The sequence below is a fragment of the Arthrobacter sp. StoSoilB5 genome (genome assembly GCF_019977235.1).
GTDB lineage: Bacteria > Actinomycetota > Actinomycetes > Actinomycetales > Micrococcaceae > Arthrobacter.
On sequence record NZ_AP024646.1, the window covers coordinates 2,129,378 to 2,148,751 of the forward strand.

A 19,374-nucleotide genomic window follows, 5' to 3' on the forward strand; every position below is an offset into this window, starting at 1 on the left:
CGCCACTGACAGGGCACAACGCCTCGCTGCCGGTGTCGCCGTCCTCGATGGAGCCGTCCTAACTCAGACAGACAGTCCAACGCCGTTTTTGCAGACCTTCAACACGGCCCGGCCGACCTGTTCGTGTTGAACATACTGATCGCCTCGGTTGTTTGGAGGACGTGGAGCGGTGTGCGGGTGCGTACTCCTCGCAGGCAGAGATATTCGTCGAGGAGCGCGGTGAAGTCAGTTTGGATGACGTCCACTCCGCGGTCGACGATCGGCCCCCAGCCTGCGTCGGCGCCGTTCAGAATGGCGACGCTGTCGTCCCAGCCGGCGTACATCGGGAGACCGTTTCCGAGGTCAAGGCCGTTGACGTAGCTGAAGATCCCGCTTGCACGCAGCCCCTGGATCCACTCCCTATCGCAGAACGGGTGCGAGGAGTCGCGTGCGACGAACTCAACGCCAATAACGTTCAGGTCAGGGTCGCGAATGATCGGATCGAGCTGCTCGACCGTTGAAGCTATCGGCAGGAGGGGGAACTTGACCTCGGCGCGCCGCGCCGCCTCGAATGCTTCGGCGTCGGCGGCGTCGACTTTCATCAGGAGACGGGGAGCGAGGTCGCGCTTTCCGAGCCAGGGAAGTAAATCCGAATCCGCCCAGTACCGCCAGGAGCGGTCGATATTGAGAATGACCCTGTCGGGGAGCGCGTCGAGGAGATCGTCGAGGCGCGTAACTCGGTAGAAAGGCGCCTTGGTTCGTTTCTCATAGGAGAGCTCGGCGATCTCATCGGAGGTGAAAGTTTCCAGGCTGTGGTTGAACCCGAATCGCTGCGGCTCTTGTCCGTCGTGAAACATGAAGTAGTCGCCGTCGCGGGAGCGGAGGACATCCATCTCGACGAGATCTCCGCCGCTGCGTTCGGCAGCGATGAGGGCGCCGATCGTGTTCTCTTGCAGCATTCCGCCGGGCTGTCCGCGGTGCACGGCGATGAGCGTTCCCCGCTCGGCGAACATGCCGTTCAGGTGAGCATTGATGTCGGAAAACTGATTCTGTCCAAACATGTGTGTGTTTTTTCCTTCTGCGGTGCCGCCAGGGCATCCAGTCGTTTCGGTGAAGACGGCTATCTGTCGGCGCTCGTCGCGAACGAGCGCTTAAATCGGGTCTTGGGGTTGCTGGCGCGGCCGTAGACGACCCACAGCGCGATGGCGGAGATGACCATGAGCAGGACTGCGTAGACATACACCAATGCGGTGGAGTCATCGACGGTTTCGCCGCTGGTGGCGTTCTTGATCACGATACCCAGGGGCTGTAGCAGCGGGTAGGCCAGGAACGCTGCGGAGTCGTACTCATCGAGCAGTGATGAGAAATTCAGCACCATGATGGCCGCTGCCGTTGGGATCACTGCGGGCACAACCACGACGCGGAACGAGCGCAGTGGCTTGGCGCCGAGGATCGCTGCCGCTTCCTCTTGGTGGTCGGGGACGCCCGCGAATGCGGCTTTCAGGAGCCTCAGGGTGAAGGGGATTTTCCCGAGCACGTAGGCAATCCCGAGGATCAAGCTTGTGCCGGTGAGTACCTTGCCGAACACTGCAGGTTGAGGGTGGTCGAAAGTGAGGATGAGACCCAGAGCGATGGTCGTCGCAGGAAGCAGCCACGGAATGTACAGGGCGTACTCCAGGATCTGTGTGAACCAGTTCCTGTGCTTCTGGAGCAGCCTTGCGGCGAAGAGGATGAGCACGACGACGATGACTGAGGCTACCGCCGAGTACACGAGACTGACGAGGAAGGGCTGGAAGCCGCGTTCCGTCGTTAGCACGGTGATGTAGTTGTCTAAGGTGAAGCTGTCCCAGGTGAGATCGCCCGAGTTGATGGCGCGTGCGTTGGTGAATGAAAAGATCGTGATGAGCACCGGCGGAAGGATATATACGGCCCACAACAGGTAGGCGATGATGTGTACGGTCACGGACGCTGCGCGATTGCGAATGGGTTGTTTCTGAAGTGGGGCGGCCACCTTTGCTACCGAGAAGTAGGTACCGTACTTCTCGACGCGGTTAAGGATCGCGAGCAGGATGATTGTCGCGACACCCAGCACGAGCGCGAGAGTGGCAGCGAGGTCTCGCGAGGAGATGGTCCGGGAGAAGTTCAGGATCATCGGGGCAACGGTCTGGAAGTCCCGCCCACCGAGCACCTGTGGTGCGGCGAGAGCGCTCAAGCCGCCGAGAAAGGTCAGCACGGTAATTGCGAATGTCATCGGCTTGAGGAGTGGCAGAATGACGCGCCAGAGGAGTGTTCTATCGCTCGCACCGAGCATGCGTGCTGCCTCAACCGTCTGGAAGTCGATCTTGCTGACGGCAGCCGAAAGGAACAGCAGATGGTTGCCGGTGGAGGCGAAAGTCATCACCATGACGACGGCGAACATGCCCGAGAACCAGTTCGGGTCGAGGTTCGGCAGGAAGTTGCTCAGCAGCTTGGTGACGAGACCGGTAGGGCCGTATACCTGCCGGTAGCCGAAGATGAGGACGATCCCGCCACAGACGAGGGTTGTGGCGTACCCGACCCAGAGGATCTTCGCGCCCCGGATCGCGTAGAAGCGTGTGACCAGGACGATGAAGATGCCCACGATGTTGACGGTGACGGCGAGAACCGCGGCGAGCACGAAGCTGTTGGCGAGCGATTGCATCGAACGCTCCGAGCTGATCAGCCGCTCGAACGCACGGAACGAAACCGCTCCGGTGCCGTCGGTAAAAACAGCTGCGAGGACGGAGATGTTGGGAAGGAGGAGGAAGACGGCAATGACCCAGAGCAGCACCGCAATGATGGTGACATTCAGCGGGCTTCGGAGCATGCGGCGGATGCTTTTCATGATGCCACCCTGGAATACATGACACGAGCGCCGCTCTGGTCGTACTGCAAAACATCCTCGACGTGGAGTCTGACTTTGACAGCGTCACCTGCGGCCCGACGGGAGTCGCCGTCGTCGAGAACACGGGCGCGAATAGTGCCAGCGGCACCGAGATCGATGACGTACTCGGAGTTGGCACCGAAGTAGCTGCGGCGCTCGATAGTGCCAGCGACCGTGAAGCCGTTGTCGGGTTCTCCGGGCTCGACGAAACGAACCTTCTCTGACCGGAGGTAGCTGTTGCGGGAGGGGTCGAGCAATGGCGCCGCGGCGTCGCGCATCCGCTCGAGCAGTGCGTGGCTGAGCCTGTTGGCTTCCCCGATGAATGTGCACACAAACTCTGTAGCGGAGTGGGAGTAGATTTCCTCGGGAGTGCCGAGTTGTTCGATCTTGCCGGCGTTCATTACTGCGATGCGGTCCGACATCGCGAGGGCCTCGTCCTGGTCGTGCGTGACGTAGACGGTGGTGATACCCACGCGCTGCTGCAAATCCTTCAGCTGAACCCGAAGCTGCTGGCGCAGTTTGGCGTCGAGGTTCGATAGCGGCTCGTCGAGGAGGAGCAGACGAGGGTTCGGGGCGAGAGAGCGCGCGATGGCGACTCGCTGTTGCTGCCCTCCGGACAGGTCGCTGATGCTTTTGTCCAGCTGCTCGGGGCGAAGATCCACAGTGGCGGCGACCTCTGCGACCTTTGACCGAATTTCCTTGGGCGTCAGCCGTTTCGTCCGCAGGCCGAACGCGATGTTCTCTCCGACGTTCATCGAAGGGAACAGCGCGTAATTCTGGAAGACCATACCGAGTTGGCGTTGGTCGCTTCGGGCGCGGGTGACATCCCGGCCGTCGATCGTGATGGTGCCGGATGTGGGGTCGATGAGACCGGCGAGTGTGCGAAGGGCTGTTGTCTTGCCGCAGCCGGAGGGACCGAGGAGGGTGAAGAACTCACCCTCCTCAATTTCCATGTTGAAGCTGGGCAGGGCGACAAACCCGGGGAACTCGACGCGGATGTCGGAGAAAGTAATCATTGGTTCTTCCGGTTGAAGTGGGGCGGCCTTGCGGTTCTCAGCCGATGTGCTTGAGCTCGATCTCTTCGATCCATGAGGGCAGGTTTTCGCTCACCCAGCCCCAGTCGATGTCCTGCTTCTTGAACGCCGTCGTCGCTGCGACCGCCTTCGGGTCCGCGTCACCGATGGCGACCTGGTTAGTGGGAGCGGTGAAGAACTTCTTCGACCAACCTGCCTGGACCTTTGCGCTGCCGAACCAGTCGACGAATTGCTTTGCACGCTCAGCCCGACCGCTGCCCTTGGCGATGCCGACGTTTTGGGTGCCGAAGGGCACGCCCACCGAGCTGGGAACGGCGGTGGTGGCGATGCCGTATTGCTTTTCGCGGCTGGCCTTGCCCGCGAGGAACATCTGGCCGGTGTTTACCTGTCCAGCAGCCATGCGCGAGTACAGGTCCACGCCCTCCACCTCGGGGTTGGAGTGCTCGAAGAACTCATGGATGGCTTTCCAGCCCTCGTCACTAATTCCGAGGTTGCCGTTGTCATCGCGGTACCGAGCGAGGAAACCGATGAGGATCATCTGGGAGGTCGTTCCGCCCAATGCCCGGGGGCTCTGATAAGTGCCGTGGAAGGCCGGGTCCTTGAAGAGGCTGGTCCAGTCCTGCGGCGCGCCCTTTCCTCCTGGATAAGCGGCATCGTTGTAATAGAGAGAGAAAGGCTCCTGCACGATCGAGTAGTAGGTGCCGTCCTCATCGGCGGGCTCCACTTCGCCGGCCCACTCGGGCTTGAACGACTGCAGCGCGCCGGCAGCCTTCATTGCGCGGAACTGGAGATCAGTGGGACCGAAGATCACGTCGGCTACGGGGTTGTTGACCTCGGCACTAACTCGAGCGGTGAGGTCCGCGCCACCGATGTCTACGAACTCGATATCAAACCCTGCAGCCTTGGCTTCCGCGGCTAGGTAATCGCCGCGGCCGTCACTGACAGAGTTCGAATAGATGACCAGCGGCCCCGCGTCGGCGGTGGCCCCTTCGTGGTTTGAACCTCCGGTGCTGCAGGAGGCGAGGCTGAGTGCCAGGGCGCCGGTGGCGACGATGGAGATGAACTTTTTCATGCTGTCTCTCTTCATTGTGAGCACAACGGTGGTGGGGGACCGCGTGCGATTCAGGCTGGAGCTTCAACTGCTGTGCTGCGCAATGCGAACCAGTCGGCGCAAATTCTGCACAGACGGGAACGTTCCCGTCGTGTAGCCCATTTTTGGGACCGCAGGTGAATGCGACCGGGTCCAGAGGTGAATGCCCAGTGAATGGAGGGTTAATATCTACTACTCCTGTAGACGGGACGGTTGTTATCTGTCGTCTCGAGTAATCTGTCGAAGATGGCCCTAATTGTGGCTATAGTCTTATGGCATGGAACGTTCCCGTTTAGATGAAGTACGTGTGGTGGTCTTTGATATTGGCGAGGTACTCGCGACTCCGGTCAACCTTTACCAGGAGCTTGCGGAAGCGCTCGGTTCAGATCCCGACGCGGTCCGGGACGCTTACTGGACCGGCCGGGATGCTCACGACCGAGGCTCGTCCCTTCACGATTACTGGCCAGGGGTCGCACGTCTCGTCGGTGTCGAGGATCAGGACGGGGCCCTCGCACAGCGCCTAGCCGACATTGATTCAGCGACGTGGGCTGCGGTCCGCGAGGATGCTGTCTCCGTCATCCGCGATCTGAAGGCGCGGGCCGTCAAGATAGGCCTTCTTTCCAACGCCCCCTTCCCGATGGCAGAAGCCGTTCGCGCGAGTGAGTGGGCACGAGATGTGGAAGCGTTTTTCTTCTCAGCGGAACTGGGGATGGCCAAACCCGATCCAGAGATTTACGTCGCAGTCACCGAGGGAATGCAGATCGCCCCTTCGCAGGTGGTTTTTTTCGACGACCGACAGGTGAATGTGGATGCGGCGATCGAAGCAGGATGGGACGCATATCTTTGGACGTCCGGGGCTCGGACTCGTGCGGTCCTCGAAGAGATCGGTATCTTGTGAACTGATGAGCACTGACAGCACGAACTCAATGCCAGGCAGGCGGAAGGCGCCGACCATCCTCGACATCGCCGCAGAAGCCGGGGTGTCAAAGTCGGCCGTTTCGCGAGCACTCCTCGGTCAGGGCGAGGTCAGTGATGTCACCCGCGAACGCGTTGAGGCTGCGGCACGGCGACTCGGATATGTTGCCAACGCCATGGCTGCTGGTCTCCGTTCCCGCACGCGCACCCTCGGTGTCGTCCTCAGGGATGTCAATCGCCCCTACTACAGCCGCCTCTTCGCTGCCCTTCAAGAGCAGGCAGAAACTCGCGGATACCGCCTCGTCGCCATGACGAGCGCAGGCGAACTCGAGGTGGACGACGCCATCGGGGCGATGAAGTCGCTCATCTCGCTCCAGGTCGATGGACTCATCCTCGCCTCCGCCCAGCTGGATTCCGAGCTGGTCAAGCCGTACATCGATCGAGTGCCGATGGTGGTTGCCGGACGTATGGAACTCGGGACTGTCTCCGGCGTTTACGGGGATGAGGCCGACGGAGGTCGTCAGCTCGCTGACTACCTCCTCGATGCGGGACACCGCCGTATCGCGGTCGGTGTCGTCGATCAGGCGTACTCCCGGTCGCAGCACCTGTGCACATCGGCCATGGTCGAACAGATCACCAAGCGCGGCGCGGCCGCCGTGGCAATCGAAGTCGGTTCAGACTGGGACCTTGTGGCCAACATGGACCGCATCGTCGAGGACACCTCTCTCACTGCGCTCATGTGCCCAACGGATGCAGCCATGGTGGATGTCCTCGAAGTGCTTAGGCAACGCGGTCTATCCTGCCCCGACGATCTGTCAGTCACGGGCTACGGCGGCATCGGCGCGCTTGCTCAACCCTTTTTCGGTTTCACCAGCTTTCGCCAGCCGGTAGATCACATCGGGGCACAGGCCGTCGATCTCATTATTAGAGCCATCGACGCCGACGGCAATTTGGAGAGGACGCATATCGCGATCGGCGGCTCCCTCATCCCCGGTCGCACTGTTCGCCCCGTGACAGTCGGCGCCTCCCGCTGACCTTTTCCCTCTTATCACCGGCGCCAAGGACGTCTTCGTGATGATGATCCTGCTGACCCGCGGAGAAGCGTCCCAGATCGTGGAGTCCTGCGCCCACCCGCTCACCGGCGTCAGCTGCGTGCCCCGCGTCTACACCGACGAAGCCGTCTTCCTCACCGGCCCAAACGGCGTCACCGTCCGCGAAACCTTCGGCACCACCCTCGAAGAACTCCAGGACCTCCTCCCCGCCCCCTCAAAGCCGCGCAGTAATCGTAGATAACCGGCCCGCAGGAGGTCGTCAGTGGGTGGGAGTTCTCGCAGCTACTTCTACTCGTCCCACTCGTTTGCCGATAAGGGCCCATATGTTCGGCGGCCAGCTGAGTGGATGCGTCGAGTGTCAGGGTTGAAACCTAGACGGTCTCCAGCCAGTGTCAGGGCGCAGCAGGGTTGTCCAGTCTGCCTATCGCTGCGGGACTCGGACTCCTCCTGGGCGATGACTGTTGGGGTTTCTTGAGCGCTTCCCGTAAGCGCTCCTAGCGGCGCGACTAACCCCAGTGATCTCTGTTTTCCAGGACCAAACCAGCAGGAAGAGGATGAGGAGGTACCACGGCCACCGTTAAGTGCCGGAGGTCCTCACTTCATAGTTTGCAGTGAGGACCTCAATGGCTGTCCTTATTGGACTGACCACGCACCGTCCGATGGCAGGACGGCGCCGGAGATGTTGGTTCCGTCCTCGCTGAGGAGGAAGGTGATGGAGGCAGCCAGCTGCGAGGCCACGGCCACAGGTGGGATTATCTGCATGAACGGACCCAACCGGTTCGCGCCAAGCTCCGATCCAAAGGTGGCCTCGATGCCTGTTGCAACCGGGCCTGGTGCGACTGCATTGACGCGGATTCCCTGAGGCGCGTACATGAAGGCCGTACTGCGGGTCAGTCCGAGAACGGCGTGCTTGGAAGCGGTGTACGCCAGCCCTGCAGAGTTGCCACGAAGTGCGGCTTCGGAGGCAACGTTCACGATGGAACCGCGCCCGGCAGCCATCATGATCGGAAGTACGGCGCGGGTCAGCCGGAACATTCCGTCGACGTTGACCGCGAACACGCGGTCCCAGACCTCATCGGCCACCTCGTGCAAGGGGGTCATGTCGTCCATGATTCCGGCGACGTTGGCCAAGGCATATATCCGGTCGCCAGCAGCTTCCACAATCCTGAGAATGTCATCGTCCTTGGTGATGTCGGCCAGCACTGTCGTCACCTCACCCTCGGGGTGTTCCGTCACGAGCGAGTCCAGCCGTGCAGCTGCGATGTCTACGGCAATTACCCTTCCCCCTTCGCGGGCAATCCTGGAGGCAGTGGCACGGCCGATCCCGGAGCCAGCGCCCGTAACGATGACGGTCTTGCCAAGGAATCTGCCGTCGGTGATGCGTTCCTGCCAAACGTTCCCCTCTGCGTCCTCAGCGTCATCGTCCGGTATGTAACCGCCGTTTGCTTCACTCACCAGCTGATCGAGTAGAGATTGGGGGAACTGTTCGCCACCGAGTTCAACGAGCTGCTGGAGGGCAAGGTGATCGATGGGTTTTAGGGCTGATTCGTCCTGCCCGGCCGCGTTCAGCATTTCCCGAATGAGGGGACCGCCAGTGGGATGGGCCAGCCATTCCCGAATAGGGCGTGAGCTGGTCAGGGCCTTGATGTTGTTGGTCATTTTGCTCCTTCGAGGGCTGGTGCTGACTTGGGCTCGTTGGTTAGGCTTCCGGAAACCTCTGTTTCGTCCGGTGCGGGCTTGGCACCGTTTAGACCTGCCCACCGGTCACGAAGGGTGTGTGCTGCTGCTTTTGGTTTTCGATCCCGGCTAAATACGCCCTTCCGGTTGCCGTCCACACGATGAATGCCGTTGGACGTTTGGAAGTCGGCGAAGTTCCAGACGTGTTCGCCTACAAAGCCGTCGATCCTGTCAAAGACGCGGTGGTTCATGGCGAGGAAGGACTGCTGGTACTCCTCGCTCCAAGGCATATCCCAGATGGAGTGTTGCCCTGGCATGGTGTCTGCCCCGTATTCGCTCATCATGATGGGTTTGCCAAAGGCCGCCACCCAGCCGCGGAGGTCACGTTCAAGGTAATCTTCTGCGGTCTTAAGGTCCCCGGTGAAGACATACCAGCCGTAGTAGCGATTAATGCTGAGAACGTCGAAGAGGTCTGCGATTTTGTCGTTCTGGAAGGTTGCAAACATGACAGCGGCGTAAGTCAGGGGACGCGTTGGATCGAGCTCACGGGCGAGCCGGACGAGGGGCTCGAAGAACTCCCGTGCCCCGTCCTCGTTAGAAGCCGGTTCGTTGGCGATACTCCACATGACAACGCTTGGGTGGTTCTTGTCGCGTGAGATGACCTCGCGAAGGTGCTGGGCGTGGGCTGCCTGGGTTTCGTGGTTGAAGGTGTCCGGGGAAAACGTGGGTTTGGGGCCCACCCCTGTGAGTCCACCCTGGACCCCCAGGTTCAGTCCGACGGCGGCGGTTTCATCGACGACGACGATGCCGTGGCGGTCGGCGAATTCCAGCACCTCCTCGGCGTAGGGGTAGTGCGAGGTCCTGAACGAGTTGGCTCCCACCCAATCCAGCAACTGGAAGTCGTGCACAAGGTAGGCGTTGTCGTGACCTTTGCCCCGGACGGCTGTGTCCTCGTGCTTGCCGAAGCCCGTAAAGTAAAAGGGCTCTCCGTTGATGAGGAACTGGGTCCCGCGGACTTCGACAGTTCTCACACCGAACGGCTCTGTGTAACTGTCAATCACGTCTTCGCCGTCGAGGAGCTCTACCACCAAGTTGTACAAGTAGGCAGCACCTGGTCGCCACAGCGAGACATCGTCAATAGTGAGTGTCCCTTGAGTGCCTTCGGCCGATGAAACTTCCTGGCCCGTAGCATCCAAAACCCGGACACGGACCGACGTTTGGTGATTCGTTTCGACAACATAGTCGACGACGCCGGTGCGGCCGATGACTCCGGTGACAACAGTGACGTCGCGGATGTGGCGTTCTGGTTTGCTGTAGAGCCACACTGACCGCGCCAGGCCAGCGTAGTTGTAGAAGTCGTGCAGGTAGGTCTGTTGGCGTCGCCCGTCCTGGCTGACACTGATGCTGCCCGGTGGGATGGTGGCATTGGTCAGTTCATTGTTCACCCCAACGGTGAGCCGGAATTCACCTCCCGGTGAGACGTGGTCGGTGATGTCTGCTTCAAAGGGTGTGTAGCCACCGACGTGCTGGGCTACCAGGACGTCGTCAACATAGACCTTGCCCTCGTGGGTGGCTGCGTCCAAGCGGAGCAAAACTCTTTCCCCGGTCCAGCCTCGCGGTACGCGCACCGTGCGCTGGTACCACACCCATCCCACGTGGTCCCGGATCTTTTGGTCGGCAAAAAGGTCGTTATAACTCGAGGGGACAGGGGCTTCGAGTTTGCCCCCCAAGACGCCTCTCCAAGGCGCGTGAACGTCTGCATCTTCAAGGGCGAAGCGCCAAAGACCGTCCAGGTTGATAAGTTCTCGGGTGATTGTAGGGCGGGGCTTAAGCAATGTATTTTCTCCTGCTTGGCTGTCAATGAGGTAGCGGGCTAGGGCGAATGCCTAGACGAAGCCGGGAAGCGCGTGGTTCGTTTCGTCGTCGAGGGCATCCGGAGCGGACCCCGCCGATGCCCTGACGCGGCTGGCGATGGTGTCCAGGGTGCGGAAAACGGCAATCGTGTCTTTTGCCGGATGTATTGGGTGTTGGATTGCCCCGATCTGGATTGCTTCGTTGGCGGCTCTGAGCATGGGGACGTAGCCGTTGCCTTCACGAAGGTGATCGATGGGCTCAGGCGCGAACATTTCTTCCCAGGAACCGGCGTGGATCTGGAGAGTGGTGGATGTCCAGAACATGCCTGGGATGGTGATCCAGCCCTTGCCGCCGCTGATAGCGGCGGAGGGATCGACGAATTCGGTCATTGAACTCGCGCATTGCGCAAACTCGCCCCCGGGGAAGTCGAGGGTGAAATGTTCGGCGAAGTCCAGCCCGTCGTCCCTGAGGCGTCCTTGGGCCGTGATGGCTGTTGGCTCACCGAAGATTGAGTGGGCCAACGTCACTGGGTAGATCCCTTGATCAAGGAGTGTTCCTCCGCTGCGCGCAATGTCCCATCTGCTGCCACCATCGGCGATCAGGGGAAAGCCAAACCCTGCGCGGAGGCTGGACGGCTTTCCGATAATTCCGCTGTTGAGGAGTTCGAAAAGGTGTTGGAATGCGGGGTTGAACTTCATCCACATGGCCTCCATGAGAAAAAGCCCTTGGCTTTCCGCCAGCGCGAAGAGCTCTTGCACTTCATCCGCGTTCAAGGCCATGGGCTTTTCGACAACCACATGTTTGCCGGCAAGCAGCGCCTGGCGCGCCATGGCCGCGTGGGTAGCGAACGGCGTCGCCAGATACAAAACGTCAACGCCAGGATCCCTGACCAGTGAATCGAAGTCGTCGGTCCACCGGTCCAGCCCGAACTCTTCCGCGAAGCGTGCCGCCTTGGCCGAATTTCTGCTGAAGATAATTTCCACGTGGTTTCCGGGCAAGAGCTGCAGATCGGGCACTATGCTCCGGGAGATAGTGCCGGCCCCGGCGATAGCCCACCGCAATGGAGTTTGGGGACGCAGTCTTTCATCCACGGCTCTATCCGTCATCCCGCCACTCCTGCTTGGATTTGCTGTTCCCGGTGCAGCTCCGCAAGGCGATGGCGCTCTGCCCGGCGTTTCTCTTGCTCCACAGGGTCTGCGATGGGCGCCGCGAGTAACAGCCTCTGGGTGTAGGGATGCTCTGGAGTGGAAGTTACCCGGTCCGCGGGGCCCGTTTCAACGATGTCCCCTCTGTAGACGACGCTGACGCGGTGGCTGATGTGCCGGACCACTGCCAGGTCGTGTGAGACGAACAAGTAGGCAACGCCTGTGCGCCGTTGGATGTCGATGAAAAGGTCCATGACACGGGCCTGTGTGGAAAGGTCCAGCGCCGAGACCGGTTCGTCGCAGACAATGAGTTTGGGTTCCGGCGCAAGGGCCCGGGCTATGGCGACTCGTTGACGTTGTCCGCCACTGAACTCGCGGGGCAAACGTTCCGCCGCGTCTCCGGGCAGGCCGACTTGATCCAACAGCATGCGTACGCGGGCGCGTGCTTGCGTGGCGCTTGTTCCTTCGACGATGAGGGGCTCGCTCAGGGTGTCACCGATGGTCAGGGACGGGTTGAGGGAGGTGTAGGGGTCCTGGAAGACGACCTGGATGTCTTTGGACAGGGTACGGCGTTCCTTCGGAGTGGCATGGGTGATGTTAGAACCACGGAAGGTGATGCGCCCACCACTGGGTTTTACAAGACCCAGGACTGCCCGCCCAATGGTGGTCTTTCCGGATCCGGATTCGCCCACGACTCCGAGGGTCTCGCCCTCGGCAATTGTTAGGGAAACCCCGTGTAGGACTTCCACCTCCCGAGGCCGGAATCCGTGGCCTTTGAAGGCCACGCGGAGGTCTGATACGTTCAATAGCGGTGTTGTCATCAGTTCTTTCCCCCGGTGGCCGTCACGACCGGCGTGGGCTGGTCGGTCCGAATGGTGTGCTCGTCGAGGATGGAGCCCAGAAGCATTTGAGTGTATGAATGTTGCGGTTCCCGGAAGAGCTCCAACGCGGTTCCTGATTCGACAACGCGGCCGTCCTGCATCACGGCAATCCGATCGCAGATATCTGCCACGACTCCAAAGTTGTGCGTTACGAGCAACACAGCCATGTTTAGCTCGGCCTGTAGGTCCCGTATCAGATCCAGGATGTCGGCCTGGACTGTGACGTCAAGTGCCGTCGTGGGTTCATCGGCGATGAGGAGCTTGGGGCGGCTTGCCACGGCGCCGGCGATGAGCACGCGTTGTGCCATTCCGCCGGAGATCTGGTGCGGGTAGGAATCGAACGTTCGCTGGGGATCTTGGATACCCACACGTGCCAGCAGCGCTATCACTTTCGCCTTTGCCTCCCGGCGTGACATCCGGGCAGAGGCGCGGATGCCTTCGACGAGTTGGGCGCCAACCGTGTAGGAGGGGTCCAAATTCGACATAGGTTCCTGCGGGATGTACGCGATCTCGCGTCCTCGGAGGGCGCGTAGCCCTTGCTCCGAAAGGCCGATCAGATGGCGACCATCCAACTGTATAGCGCCTTGCGTGACCACGGCCTCGGGCGGAAGCACACCGAGGATGGCAAAGGCGGTCTGCGTCTATCCGGAGCCGGATTCACCCACCAGGCCGAGGGTTTCACCTGCGCGCAGTTTGAGGCTAACTCCCTTCACCACGTCCCTCAGCTGGCCTGCCGGAGTGGGGTAAGCGATGGCCAGGTCGTCAACCGAGAGCAGGTCCGCCGCTGAGCCGTGGATGCTGTCCCTGGTGGGGGTAATTGCTCTGGGCGCCGAAGCCTTTGATGGTTTGAGCTTTGCTCCCTCAAAGGCGTCCCGCAGGGAATTTCCGAGCAATACAAGGGAAGCAGTAAGCGTCCCCAGCATGACGCTGGGCCAGATGAATTGGGTGGGGTCGACGTAAAGGTTTGTGAATCCGTCGGCGATCATTGCACCAAAGCTGGGAACGAGGTTGGACCCAACGCCGAGAAAAGCCAGACCGGACTGCAGGCTGATCGCCGAACCTATCAGGAATGCTGCGGCGCATGCTGCTCAAGCAGCTCGTCCAGAAGCCTGGCATTGAAGGGAACTTCGAGACTCCACAGCGGGGATTCTTTCAGGTGCGTACAGGCCGGTGAGTGGACCGAGAAGGTCATCGCGTCCGCGGGTGAAACGGAAACATCATTGGCGATGCATACCCCAATCCTGCACGCCATCATCGACGGAGATGCCGAACAGGCACGAGCCGCCATGAGGGCCCACATGGACCGCGCAACACGTCGGCTGTACGCGACTATCGCTGCTGACAGCATCGAAAGCTTCAGCCAGAAGACGTAGTGGAGAGGCGCCGATGGCCTAAGTGTCGTCGACTGCCTACCCGTTCAGGTTGTTGGTTCATTGACTTTCGTAGTCGGAGGGGCAATGTTGGCCTTCCTAGCTGCTTTCGATCCGGACCGGACGGAAACGTGGTGCGTGCGTATCGGGGCAGCGGTGCCCCTGGTGACGCTACTTACGCAGCGATTCCGCGATCTGGGTCATGATGCTCGGATCGGCCAGGGTGGTGGCGTCGCCAGTCTCGCGGCCTTCTGCGATGTCCTTGAGGAGGCGGCGGACGATCTTGCCGGAGCGGGTCTTGGGCAGTTCCGGGACGATCAGCAGCTTCTTGGGTTTGGCGATCGGGCCGATTTCCTTGCCCACGTGGTTGCGCAGTTCCAGGACGGTTTCGTCACCGTTGTTCACGGCGTCACCGCGGAGGATGACGAACGCGACGACGGCCTGCCCGGTGGTCTCGTCGGCGGCACCGACCACGGCTGCTTCCGCGACAGATGGGTGCGAGACGAGGGCGGACTCGATCTCCGTGGTGGAGAGGCGGTGGCCCGAGACGTTCATGACGTCATCCACGCGGCCCAGGAGCCAGACATCGCCGTCCTCGTCCTTCTTGGCGCCGTCGCCGGCGAAGTACATGGCCTCGAACCGCGACCAGTACGTGTCCTTGAAACGCTCCGGGTCGCCCCAGATGCCGCGCAGCATGGACGGCCACGGCTCGCGGACCACCAGGTAACCGCCCTCGCCGTTGGCCACGGATTCGCCGGCTTCGTCCACTACGTCCACGGCGATGCCGGGCAGCGGAACCTGCGCCGAGCCGGGTTTCGTGGCGGTCACGCCGGGCAGCGGGGCGATCATCTGGGCGCCGGTTTCAGTCTGCCACCAGGTGTCCACGATCGGCGCGGGGTTGTCTTTCTTTTCACCGTTCTTCCCGGCGTTCGCACCGATGACGTCCCGGTACCACATCCAGGCTTCGGGGTTGATGGATTCGCCCACCGAGCCCAGGACGCGGATGGAGGACAGATCGTACTTGTCCGGGATCTCCCGGCCCCACTTCATGAACGTCCGGATCGCGGTCGGTGCGGTGTAGAGGATGGAGACCTTGTACTTTTCGACCAGTTCCCACCAGCGGCCCTGGTGCGGGGAGTCCGGGGTGCCTTCGTACATGAGCTGGGTGGCACCGTTGATCAGCGGCGCGTAGGCGACGTATGAGTGGCCGGTGACCCAGCCGACGTCGGCGGTGCACCAGTACACGTCGGTTTCCGGGTGAAGGTCGAACACGGCCTTGTGCGTGAATGCGCCCTGGGTGAGGTAGCCGCCGGTGGTGTGCAGGATGCCCTTGGGCTTACCGGTGGTCCCGGAGGTGTAGAGGATGAACAGCGGGTGCTCGGAGTCATGCCCGACGGCGGTGTGCTCGGTGTCTGCGACGTCCACCGTGTCGGACCACCACAGGTCGCGGCCTTCCACCCAGTTGACGTCCTCGCCGTTGCGCTTGACCACTACGACGTTCTGGACGGTGTGACCCGCTTTGGACAGGGCTTCGTCCACGGCCGGCTTCAAGGCGCTGGGCTTGCCGCGGCGGTAGGTGCCGTCGGCAGTGACCACCAGCTTGGCCTCGGCGTCCTCGATGCGGGAGCGCAGGGCGTCCGCGGAGAAACCACCGAACACCACCGAGTGCACAGCACCGATCCTGGCGCAGGCCAGCAGGGTGATGACAGCCTCGGGAATCATCGGCAGGTACACAGCCACGCGGTCGCCCTTGGCAACGCCGAGCGACTCAAAAGCGTTGGCCGCCTTCTTGACCTCTTCGGTCAGCTGCGCATACGTGTACGTGCGGGTGTCGCCGGGTTCGCCTTCAAAGTAGATGGCCACGCGGTCGCCCAGACCGTTCTCGACGTGCCGGTCCAATGCGTTGTACGCGGCGTTGATCTCGCCGCCCACGAACCACTTGGCGAACGGCGGGTTGGACCAATCCAGGGCTTCGGTGAAGTCCTTGTCCCAGGTCAGCAGCTCACGGGCCTGCTTGGCCCAGAACGCCGGGCGGTCAGCCTCAGCCTCTTTGTAAACATCGGCGGTGGCCACGGCGTTGGCGGCAAACTCCGCTGAGGGGCCGAAACTGGCTGGGTGGGCTACGGATGTAATCGTCATGACTGTCTTTCGGGTCGAAGGGCTGTTCCCGGACGGGCGGCTGTGCCGGATGTTGTGGCGGGTTCTTGAAGTGGTTCGTTGGTGCAAGCGGCGTCAGGCGAAAGCGCATTTGATTTGGCTACCGATTGGGTGGTCTGACCCGGGTAGGAGCCTGGAGGTCTAGCAGCAGCCCGAGGGCGGCAGCCAGCGAACTATTCTTTGGTCCGCAAATTGAGTCTGTGGGGAGCCCGTACGGGCCTGGAGTTGGTCGTCAGGGTCGCCTTTCGCCCATGCGCTGGCCAGAAGGTCGTCGACATCATGGATCTGTCCTTGAGCCATGACCTTATGCACGTTGGCGGCTGCACTAATGTCTGTCAGTGGATCCCCGTCCACGAAGATCAAATCAGCCAGGAATCCGGGCCTGACCTTGCCGAGATCCTTCTCGGCCCCCAGCACTGTCGCGGCATTGTGGGTGGAGGTCCTCAGAGCCTCATAAGTGCTGACGCCGTGGGCGACCATGGCGCGCAAATTGAGGTGGAGGCCTATTCCTGTGTGGTCTATGGGCGCGTCCGTGCCGCTGATGACCAGGCCACCGCGGTCCATGATGCGCTGCACAACTGCCACCTGCGAAGCCAATGCCGCTCTCAGAGTTTTCGTTATTTTCGGGCTTGACTTCACGAGTTGCACCTTGCGCCGCAGGGTTTCCATTTCCCATGCTGGATACAGCGCCGTGACTCGTTTGTCAGTCAGCCAGGAATCGTCGTCGGCAAGTAACACGGCGGCGACCGTAAGGGTTGGAGTGATGGACATTCGGCTCTCGCCAAGGATTGAAACGACGTCGTGGTAGGCGTGGGCGCCGCGGGTCATGGTTTGGGAATACCCCAGCCGATTGGAACCAAACAGGTGTTCTATGCCGTCCATACCCAGCAGCGCGGCGGGGTAGAGGTAGTGGGAGGTTACCCAGCGCCCCTGCTTGTGTGCTTCCTGTATCGCGGCGCGCTGGGCGGTGACAGGCATCCGTACGTAGGTTTTGACCAAGTCGTAGTCAAAACCCTCGAGGCGGCCCAGTTCGCGTCGAAGATCTTCGTCAGTTGTCGTTGGACGCATGAAGTTGTAGTAGATACGGCTGCCATCGATTGCTTCGCCGGTGCCGAAGTAGCGTGGTCCAAGGCGATGGCGTGCAGCTATCGCTTCGCGTTCCTCCATCGCCTGATACACAGGATCCCCTGGCGAACGGATTGTGGTGACGCCGAACGACAGCCAGATTCGGCCTTGACGCGAAGCAAAGAATTTGCCCTTCATCAGAGGATGGACGTGCATGTCTGACAAGCCGGGCATCACCGTGAGGTGGCTTGCATCGATAACCGGCCCGGTGCGGTCAGCCGAGGGGGGTCCAACGTCGACGATCCGGTCGCCTTCGACGACAATTTCCACGTTCTCACGTAGCCGACGGGACTCACCATCCCAAAGACGCCCTGCGCGGATGATCGTCCTGCCCCGCGAAGTCGAACGCGTCTGCGGCCACGCTATTGGAATGGTTTCCGCTGGACCCCCGCTGGCTGGAATCATACGGAGCTGTCCTTGGGAGAGGTACAGCAGTTTTGATGAGTCGCCGCTCCAACTAGGGGCGTCGGTCAGTTCCTCTGTCAGCTGCTGTGCGTCGCCGATAGGCCGCCCTGTTGGGTCCACGTCTGTGACCCAGAGCGTGCTGTCCATGACGAAAGCCATCCGGGACCCATCAGGGGACCAGACAGGGCCGTCGTAACCTCGGGTGCTCAGTGAGCGCTGCGGTCCGGGTTCGTGGAAGGTGGTCATTCCTGTCTGCAGGTCCAGGGTGAGGATTTGATTGGATCCTTCGCGGAAACGTGCAGATGAAGGTTTCACCGCTGCCAGGGCAAGCAGGGATCCGTCGGGTGACCATGTGGGTCTGCCTGGCTGCCACAATGGCTCAAGGACCCTCTTCGTGTGGCCGGTGTCGATGTCGGTGACGTATGTGGCCCCCTCATGGTCTTGAAAGGCGAGGTGCTCACCGGTCCGTGACCAGGCTGCCGCGACGGCGGGAAATCCGAGGTGCGTTAGCCGGCGATCGGTTCCTGTCCTAATGTCGTGGATCCATAGGTCCGGGTTACCGGAACGGTCACACGTGTAGGCCAGAAAATGACCGTCCGGCGACCACGCAGGGTCGCTGACATAAGTGCGATGGGTGAGCTGGCGTGGTCGGCCGCCCACGGGCATCAGCCAAAGGCTGCCCAAGGCGCAGAACGCAACCGTTCCGGCGTCTGGTGAGAGGGCGGGTCCAACAACCCCGAGTGGACTATCGCGCCTGGGCTGCACAGAAATTCGATTCGTCGGAAGCTTCTGGCGTCGTGTTACCCGGGCCCGGGCCGTGAAAGGGATGTCTGACACGGTTTCTGTTGACAGCATCCGACGGCGGATCTTTCCGTCCGCTGTGTACAGAACCTCGCCGCTCGGCAACCACATGGCACGGAATGGGAAGACATCTTCGTTCTCCGCAGTGACGCATTCCCCACTGATCATCAAGCGGGTCGGGCCAAACCCAAGGGGGCCGGGCAGCTGTCCCTCGAAGAGAACGTAGCTAATGTCCTGGCCGTCCGGGGTCCAGTTTGGAGCGTGCACAAGGGCGTCCGTAGCCTCTATATGGCGACGCCGATTCCCAGTGACGTCGACGGAATCGATGGCTACGCTGTCAACGGTGAACGCCAGCCGAGCCCCGTCGGGCGACCAAGCCGGAGCCGCTTCCTCGCCCGCACCGTTTGTCCAGGCCGTCACCTGTCCGGAGGCAAGATCGAGCACGTGGATCCCGTAACTGCCGCCCCGGTCCGAGGAGAAAGCGATGCGCCTGCCATCTGGAGAGAATCTGGGTTCCCTGTGATCAAAGTGCCCCAAGGTCAACTGCTGCATATTGCTTCCGTCAGCCGCTACTTGCCAGAGGTGGAAGTTACCCGATCTGTAGGACTGAAACACAATCGTCTCACCGTTTGGTGACCAGTCCGGTTGGGTTGCGTCGGCCAGTTCGTCGGTGATGGGACGGGCCTCGCCGCCGGAAATGGGCATCGTCCACAGCATCCCGAGCAGGTCGATCACCACAATGGATCCATCAGGGGACACCGCTGCGCAGATGTTGGTGCCCTCTCGCAGCTCAACCCATCGCGCATCAGGCCAGTGCATAGTCCGATTGCTTGCGTCCATGGCTTCAGAGGTCAACGAGCGCAGCCCCATCTGAAGAGACGTGCCCGCGACGCGATTGGATGTGTTGGCTACGCATCCCATGACCTCCATCGGCGCCCGAATATCTGCACCCTGTTCGAAAGATCGCGAAATTCCCACGACCCGAGT

At 61.3% G+C, this 19,374-nt stretch carries 15 protein-coding genes and 1 pseudogene; 4 read left to right on the forward strand and 12 right to left on the reverse strand.

All coding sequences use genetic code 11. The features are described from left to right. Positions 1 to 98: 98 nt before the first annotated feature. From LDN75_RS09695 to LDN75_RS09710, 4 genes are read right to left on the reverse strand one after another with little or no spacing between them, the layout of a single operon-like run. Entirely contained in the window at positions 99 to 1,040 is a 942-nt protein-coding gene (locus LDN75_RS09695) for a glycerophosphodiester phosphodiesterase family protein (RefSeq protein WP_223937075.1), read from the reverse strand. A 59-nt stretch (positions 1,041 to 1,099) separates the two neighbouring features. Then, positions 1,100 to 2,842: an iron ABC transporter permease gene (locus LDN75_RS09700; protein ID WP_223937076.1), complete on the reverse strand. Its 1,743-nt coding sequence runs from the start codon at positions 2,840 to 2,842 to the stop codon at positions 1,100 to 1,102. Next, entirely contained in the window at positions 2,839 to 3,897 is a 1,059-nt protein-coding gene (locus LDN75_RS09705) for an ABC transporter ATP-binding protein (RefSeq protein WP_223937077.1), read from the reverse strand. Before LDN75_RS09705 ends, LDN75_RS09700 begins: the two co-directional genes overlap by 4 nt. 37 nt (positions 3,898 to 3,934) lie before the next feature. Continuing rightward, positions 3,935 to 4,987, reverse strand: a complete 1,053-nt coding sequence (locus tag LDN75_RS09710) for an extracellular solute-binding protein (RefSeq protein ID WP_223937078.1) — start codon at positions 4,985 to 4,987, stop codon at positions 3,935 to 3,937. Between the two features lie 295 nt (positions 4,988 to 5,282). Here LDN75_RS09710 and LDN75_RS09715 point away from each other — a divergent pair, with 295 nt between their 5' ends. The 3 genes and pseudogenes from LDN75_RS09715 to LDN75_RS09725 form a co-directional block, all read left to right on the forward strand. Beyond that, positions 5,283 to 5,903: an HAD family phosphatase gene (locus LDN75_RS09715; RefSeq protein WP_223937079.1), complete on the forward strand. Its 621-nt coding sequence runs from the start codon at positions 5,283 to 5,285 to the stop codon at positions 5,901 to 5,903. 4 nt (positions 5,904 to 5,907) lie between these two features. After that, the gene (locus tag LDN75_RS09720) at positions 5,908 to 6,954 is read left to right on the forward strand and encodes a LacI family DNA-binding transcriptional regulator (RefSeq protein WP_223937080.1); all 1,047 of its coding nucleotides are present in this window, start codon (positions 5,908 to 5,910) and stop codon (positions 6,952 to 6,954) included. Positions 6,955 to 6,964: 10 nt separating this feature from the next. Continuing rightward, positions 6,965 to 7,213 (forward strand): annotated as a pseudogene (locus tag LDN75_RS09725) (3-oxoadipate CoA-transferase); the annotation flags it as partial. A 392-nt stretch (positions 7,214 to 7,605) separates the two neighbouring features. On the opposite strand, the gene LDN75_RS09730 reads toward LDN75_RS09725, so the two are convergent. From LDN75_RS09730 to LDN75_RS09755, 6 genes are read right to left on the reverse strand one after another with little or no spacing between them, the layout of a single operon-like run. Next, the gene (locus LDN75_RS09730) at positions 7,606 to 8,631 is read right to left on the reverse strand and encodes an SDR family NAD(P)-dependent oxidoreductase (RefSeq protein ID WP_223937081.1); all 1,026 of its coding nucleotides are present in this window, start codon (positions 8,629 to 8,631) and stop codon (positions 7,606 to 7,608) included. Next, on the reverse strand, positions 8,628 to 10,484 hold the full coding sequence (uidA, locus tag LDN75_RS09735; protein ID WP_223937082.1) for a beta-glucuronidase: 1,857 nt from the start codon (positions 10,482 to 10,484) through the stop codon (positions 8,628 to 8,630). The genes LDN75_RS09730 and uidA overlap by 4 nt, the downstream gene beginning before the upstream one ends. Before the next feature lie 51 nt (positions 10,485 to 10,535). Continuing rightward, the gene (locus tag LDN75_RS09740; protein ID WP_223937083.1) at positions 10,536 to 11,609 is read right to left on the reverse strand and encodes a Gfo/Idh/MocA family oxidoreductase; all 1,074 of its coding nucleotides are present in this window, start codon (positions 11,607 to 11,609) and stop codon (positions 10,536 to 10,538) included. Beyond that, the gene (locus tag LDN75_RS09745) at positions 11,606 to 12,469 is read right to left on the reverse strand and encodes an ATP-binding cassette domain-containing protein (protein ID WP_223937084.1); all 864 of its coding nucleotides are present in this window, start codon (positions 12,467 to 12,469) and stop codon (positions 11,606 to 11,608) included. The genes LDN75_RS09740 and LDN75_RS09745 overlap by 4 nt, the downstream gene beginning before the upstream one ends. Continuing rightward, positions 12,469 to 13,143 carry an ABC transporter ATP-binding protein gene (locus tag LDN75_RS09750; RefSeq protein ID WP_346347163.1) on the reverse strand — a complete coding sequence of 225 codons (675 nt, stop codon included), beginning with the start codon at positions 13,141 to 13,143 and terminating at the stop codon, positions 12,469 to 12,471. The genes LDN75_RS09745 and LDN75_RS09750 overlap by 1 nt, the downstream gene beginning before the upstream one ends. 27 nt (positions 13,144 to 13,170) lie before the next feature. Beyond that, positions 13,171 to 13,515: a hypothetical protein gene (locus tag LDN75_RS09755; RefSeq protein ID WP_223937085.1), complete on the reverse strand. Its 345-nt coding sequence runs from the start codon at positions 13,513 to 13,515 to the stop codon at positions 13,171 to 13,173. Between the two features lie 240 nt (positions 13,516 to 13,755). On the opposite strand from LDN75_RS09755, the gene LDN75_RS24130 reads away from it, so the two are divergent. After that, positions 13,756 to 13,902, forward strand: a complete 147-nt coding sequence (locus tag LDN75_RS24130; protein WP_263422357.1) for a hypothetical protein — start codon at positions 13,756 to 13,758, stop codon at positions 13,900 to 13,902. A gap of 168 nt (positions 13,903 to 14,070) precedes the next feature. Here the strand turns inward: LDN75_RS24130 and acs are convergent, their stop codons facing one another. Further along, positions 14,071 to 16,038, reverse strand: a complete 1,968-nt coding sequence (gene acs, locus LDN75_RS09765; protein WP_223937087.1) for an acetate--CoA ligase — start codon at positions 16,036 to 16,038, stop codon at positions 14,071 to 14,073. 159 nt (positions 16,039 to 16,197) lie between these two features. Further along, positions 16,198 to 19,206 carry an amidohydrolase family protein gene (locus LDN75_RS09770; RefSeq protein WP_223937088.1) on the reverse strand — a complete coding sequence of 1,003 codons (3,009 nt, stop codon included), beginning with the start codon at positions 19,204 to 19,206 and terminating at the stop codon, positions 16,198 to 16,200. Positions 19,207 to 19,374: the final 168 nt, after the last annotated feature.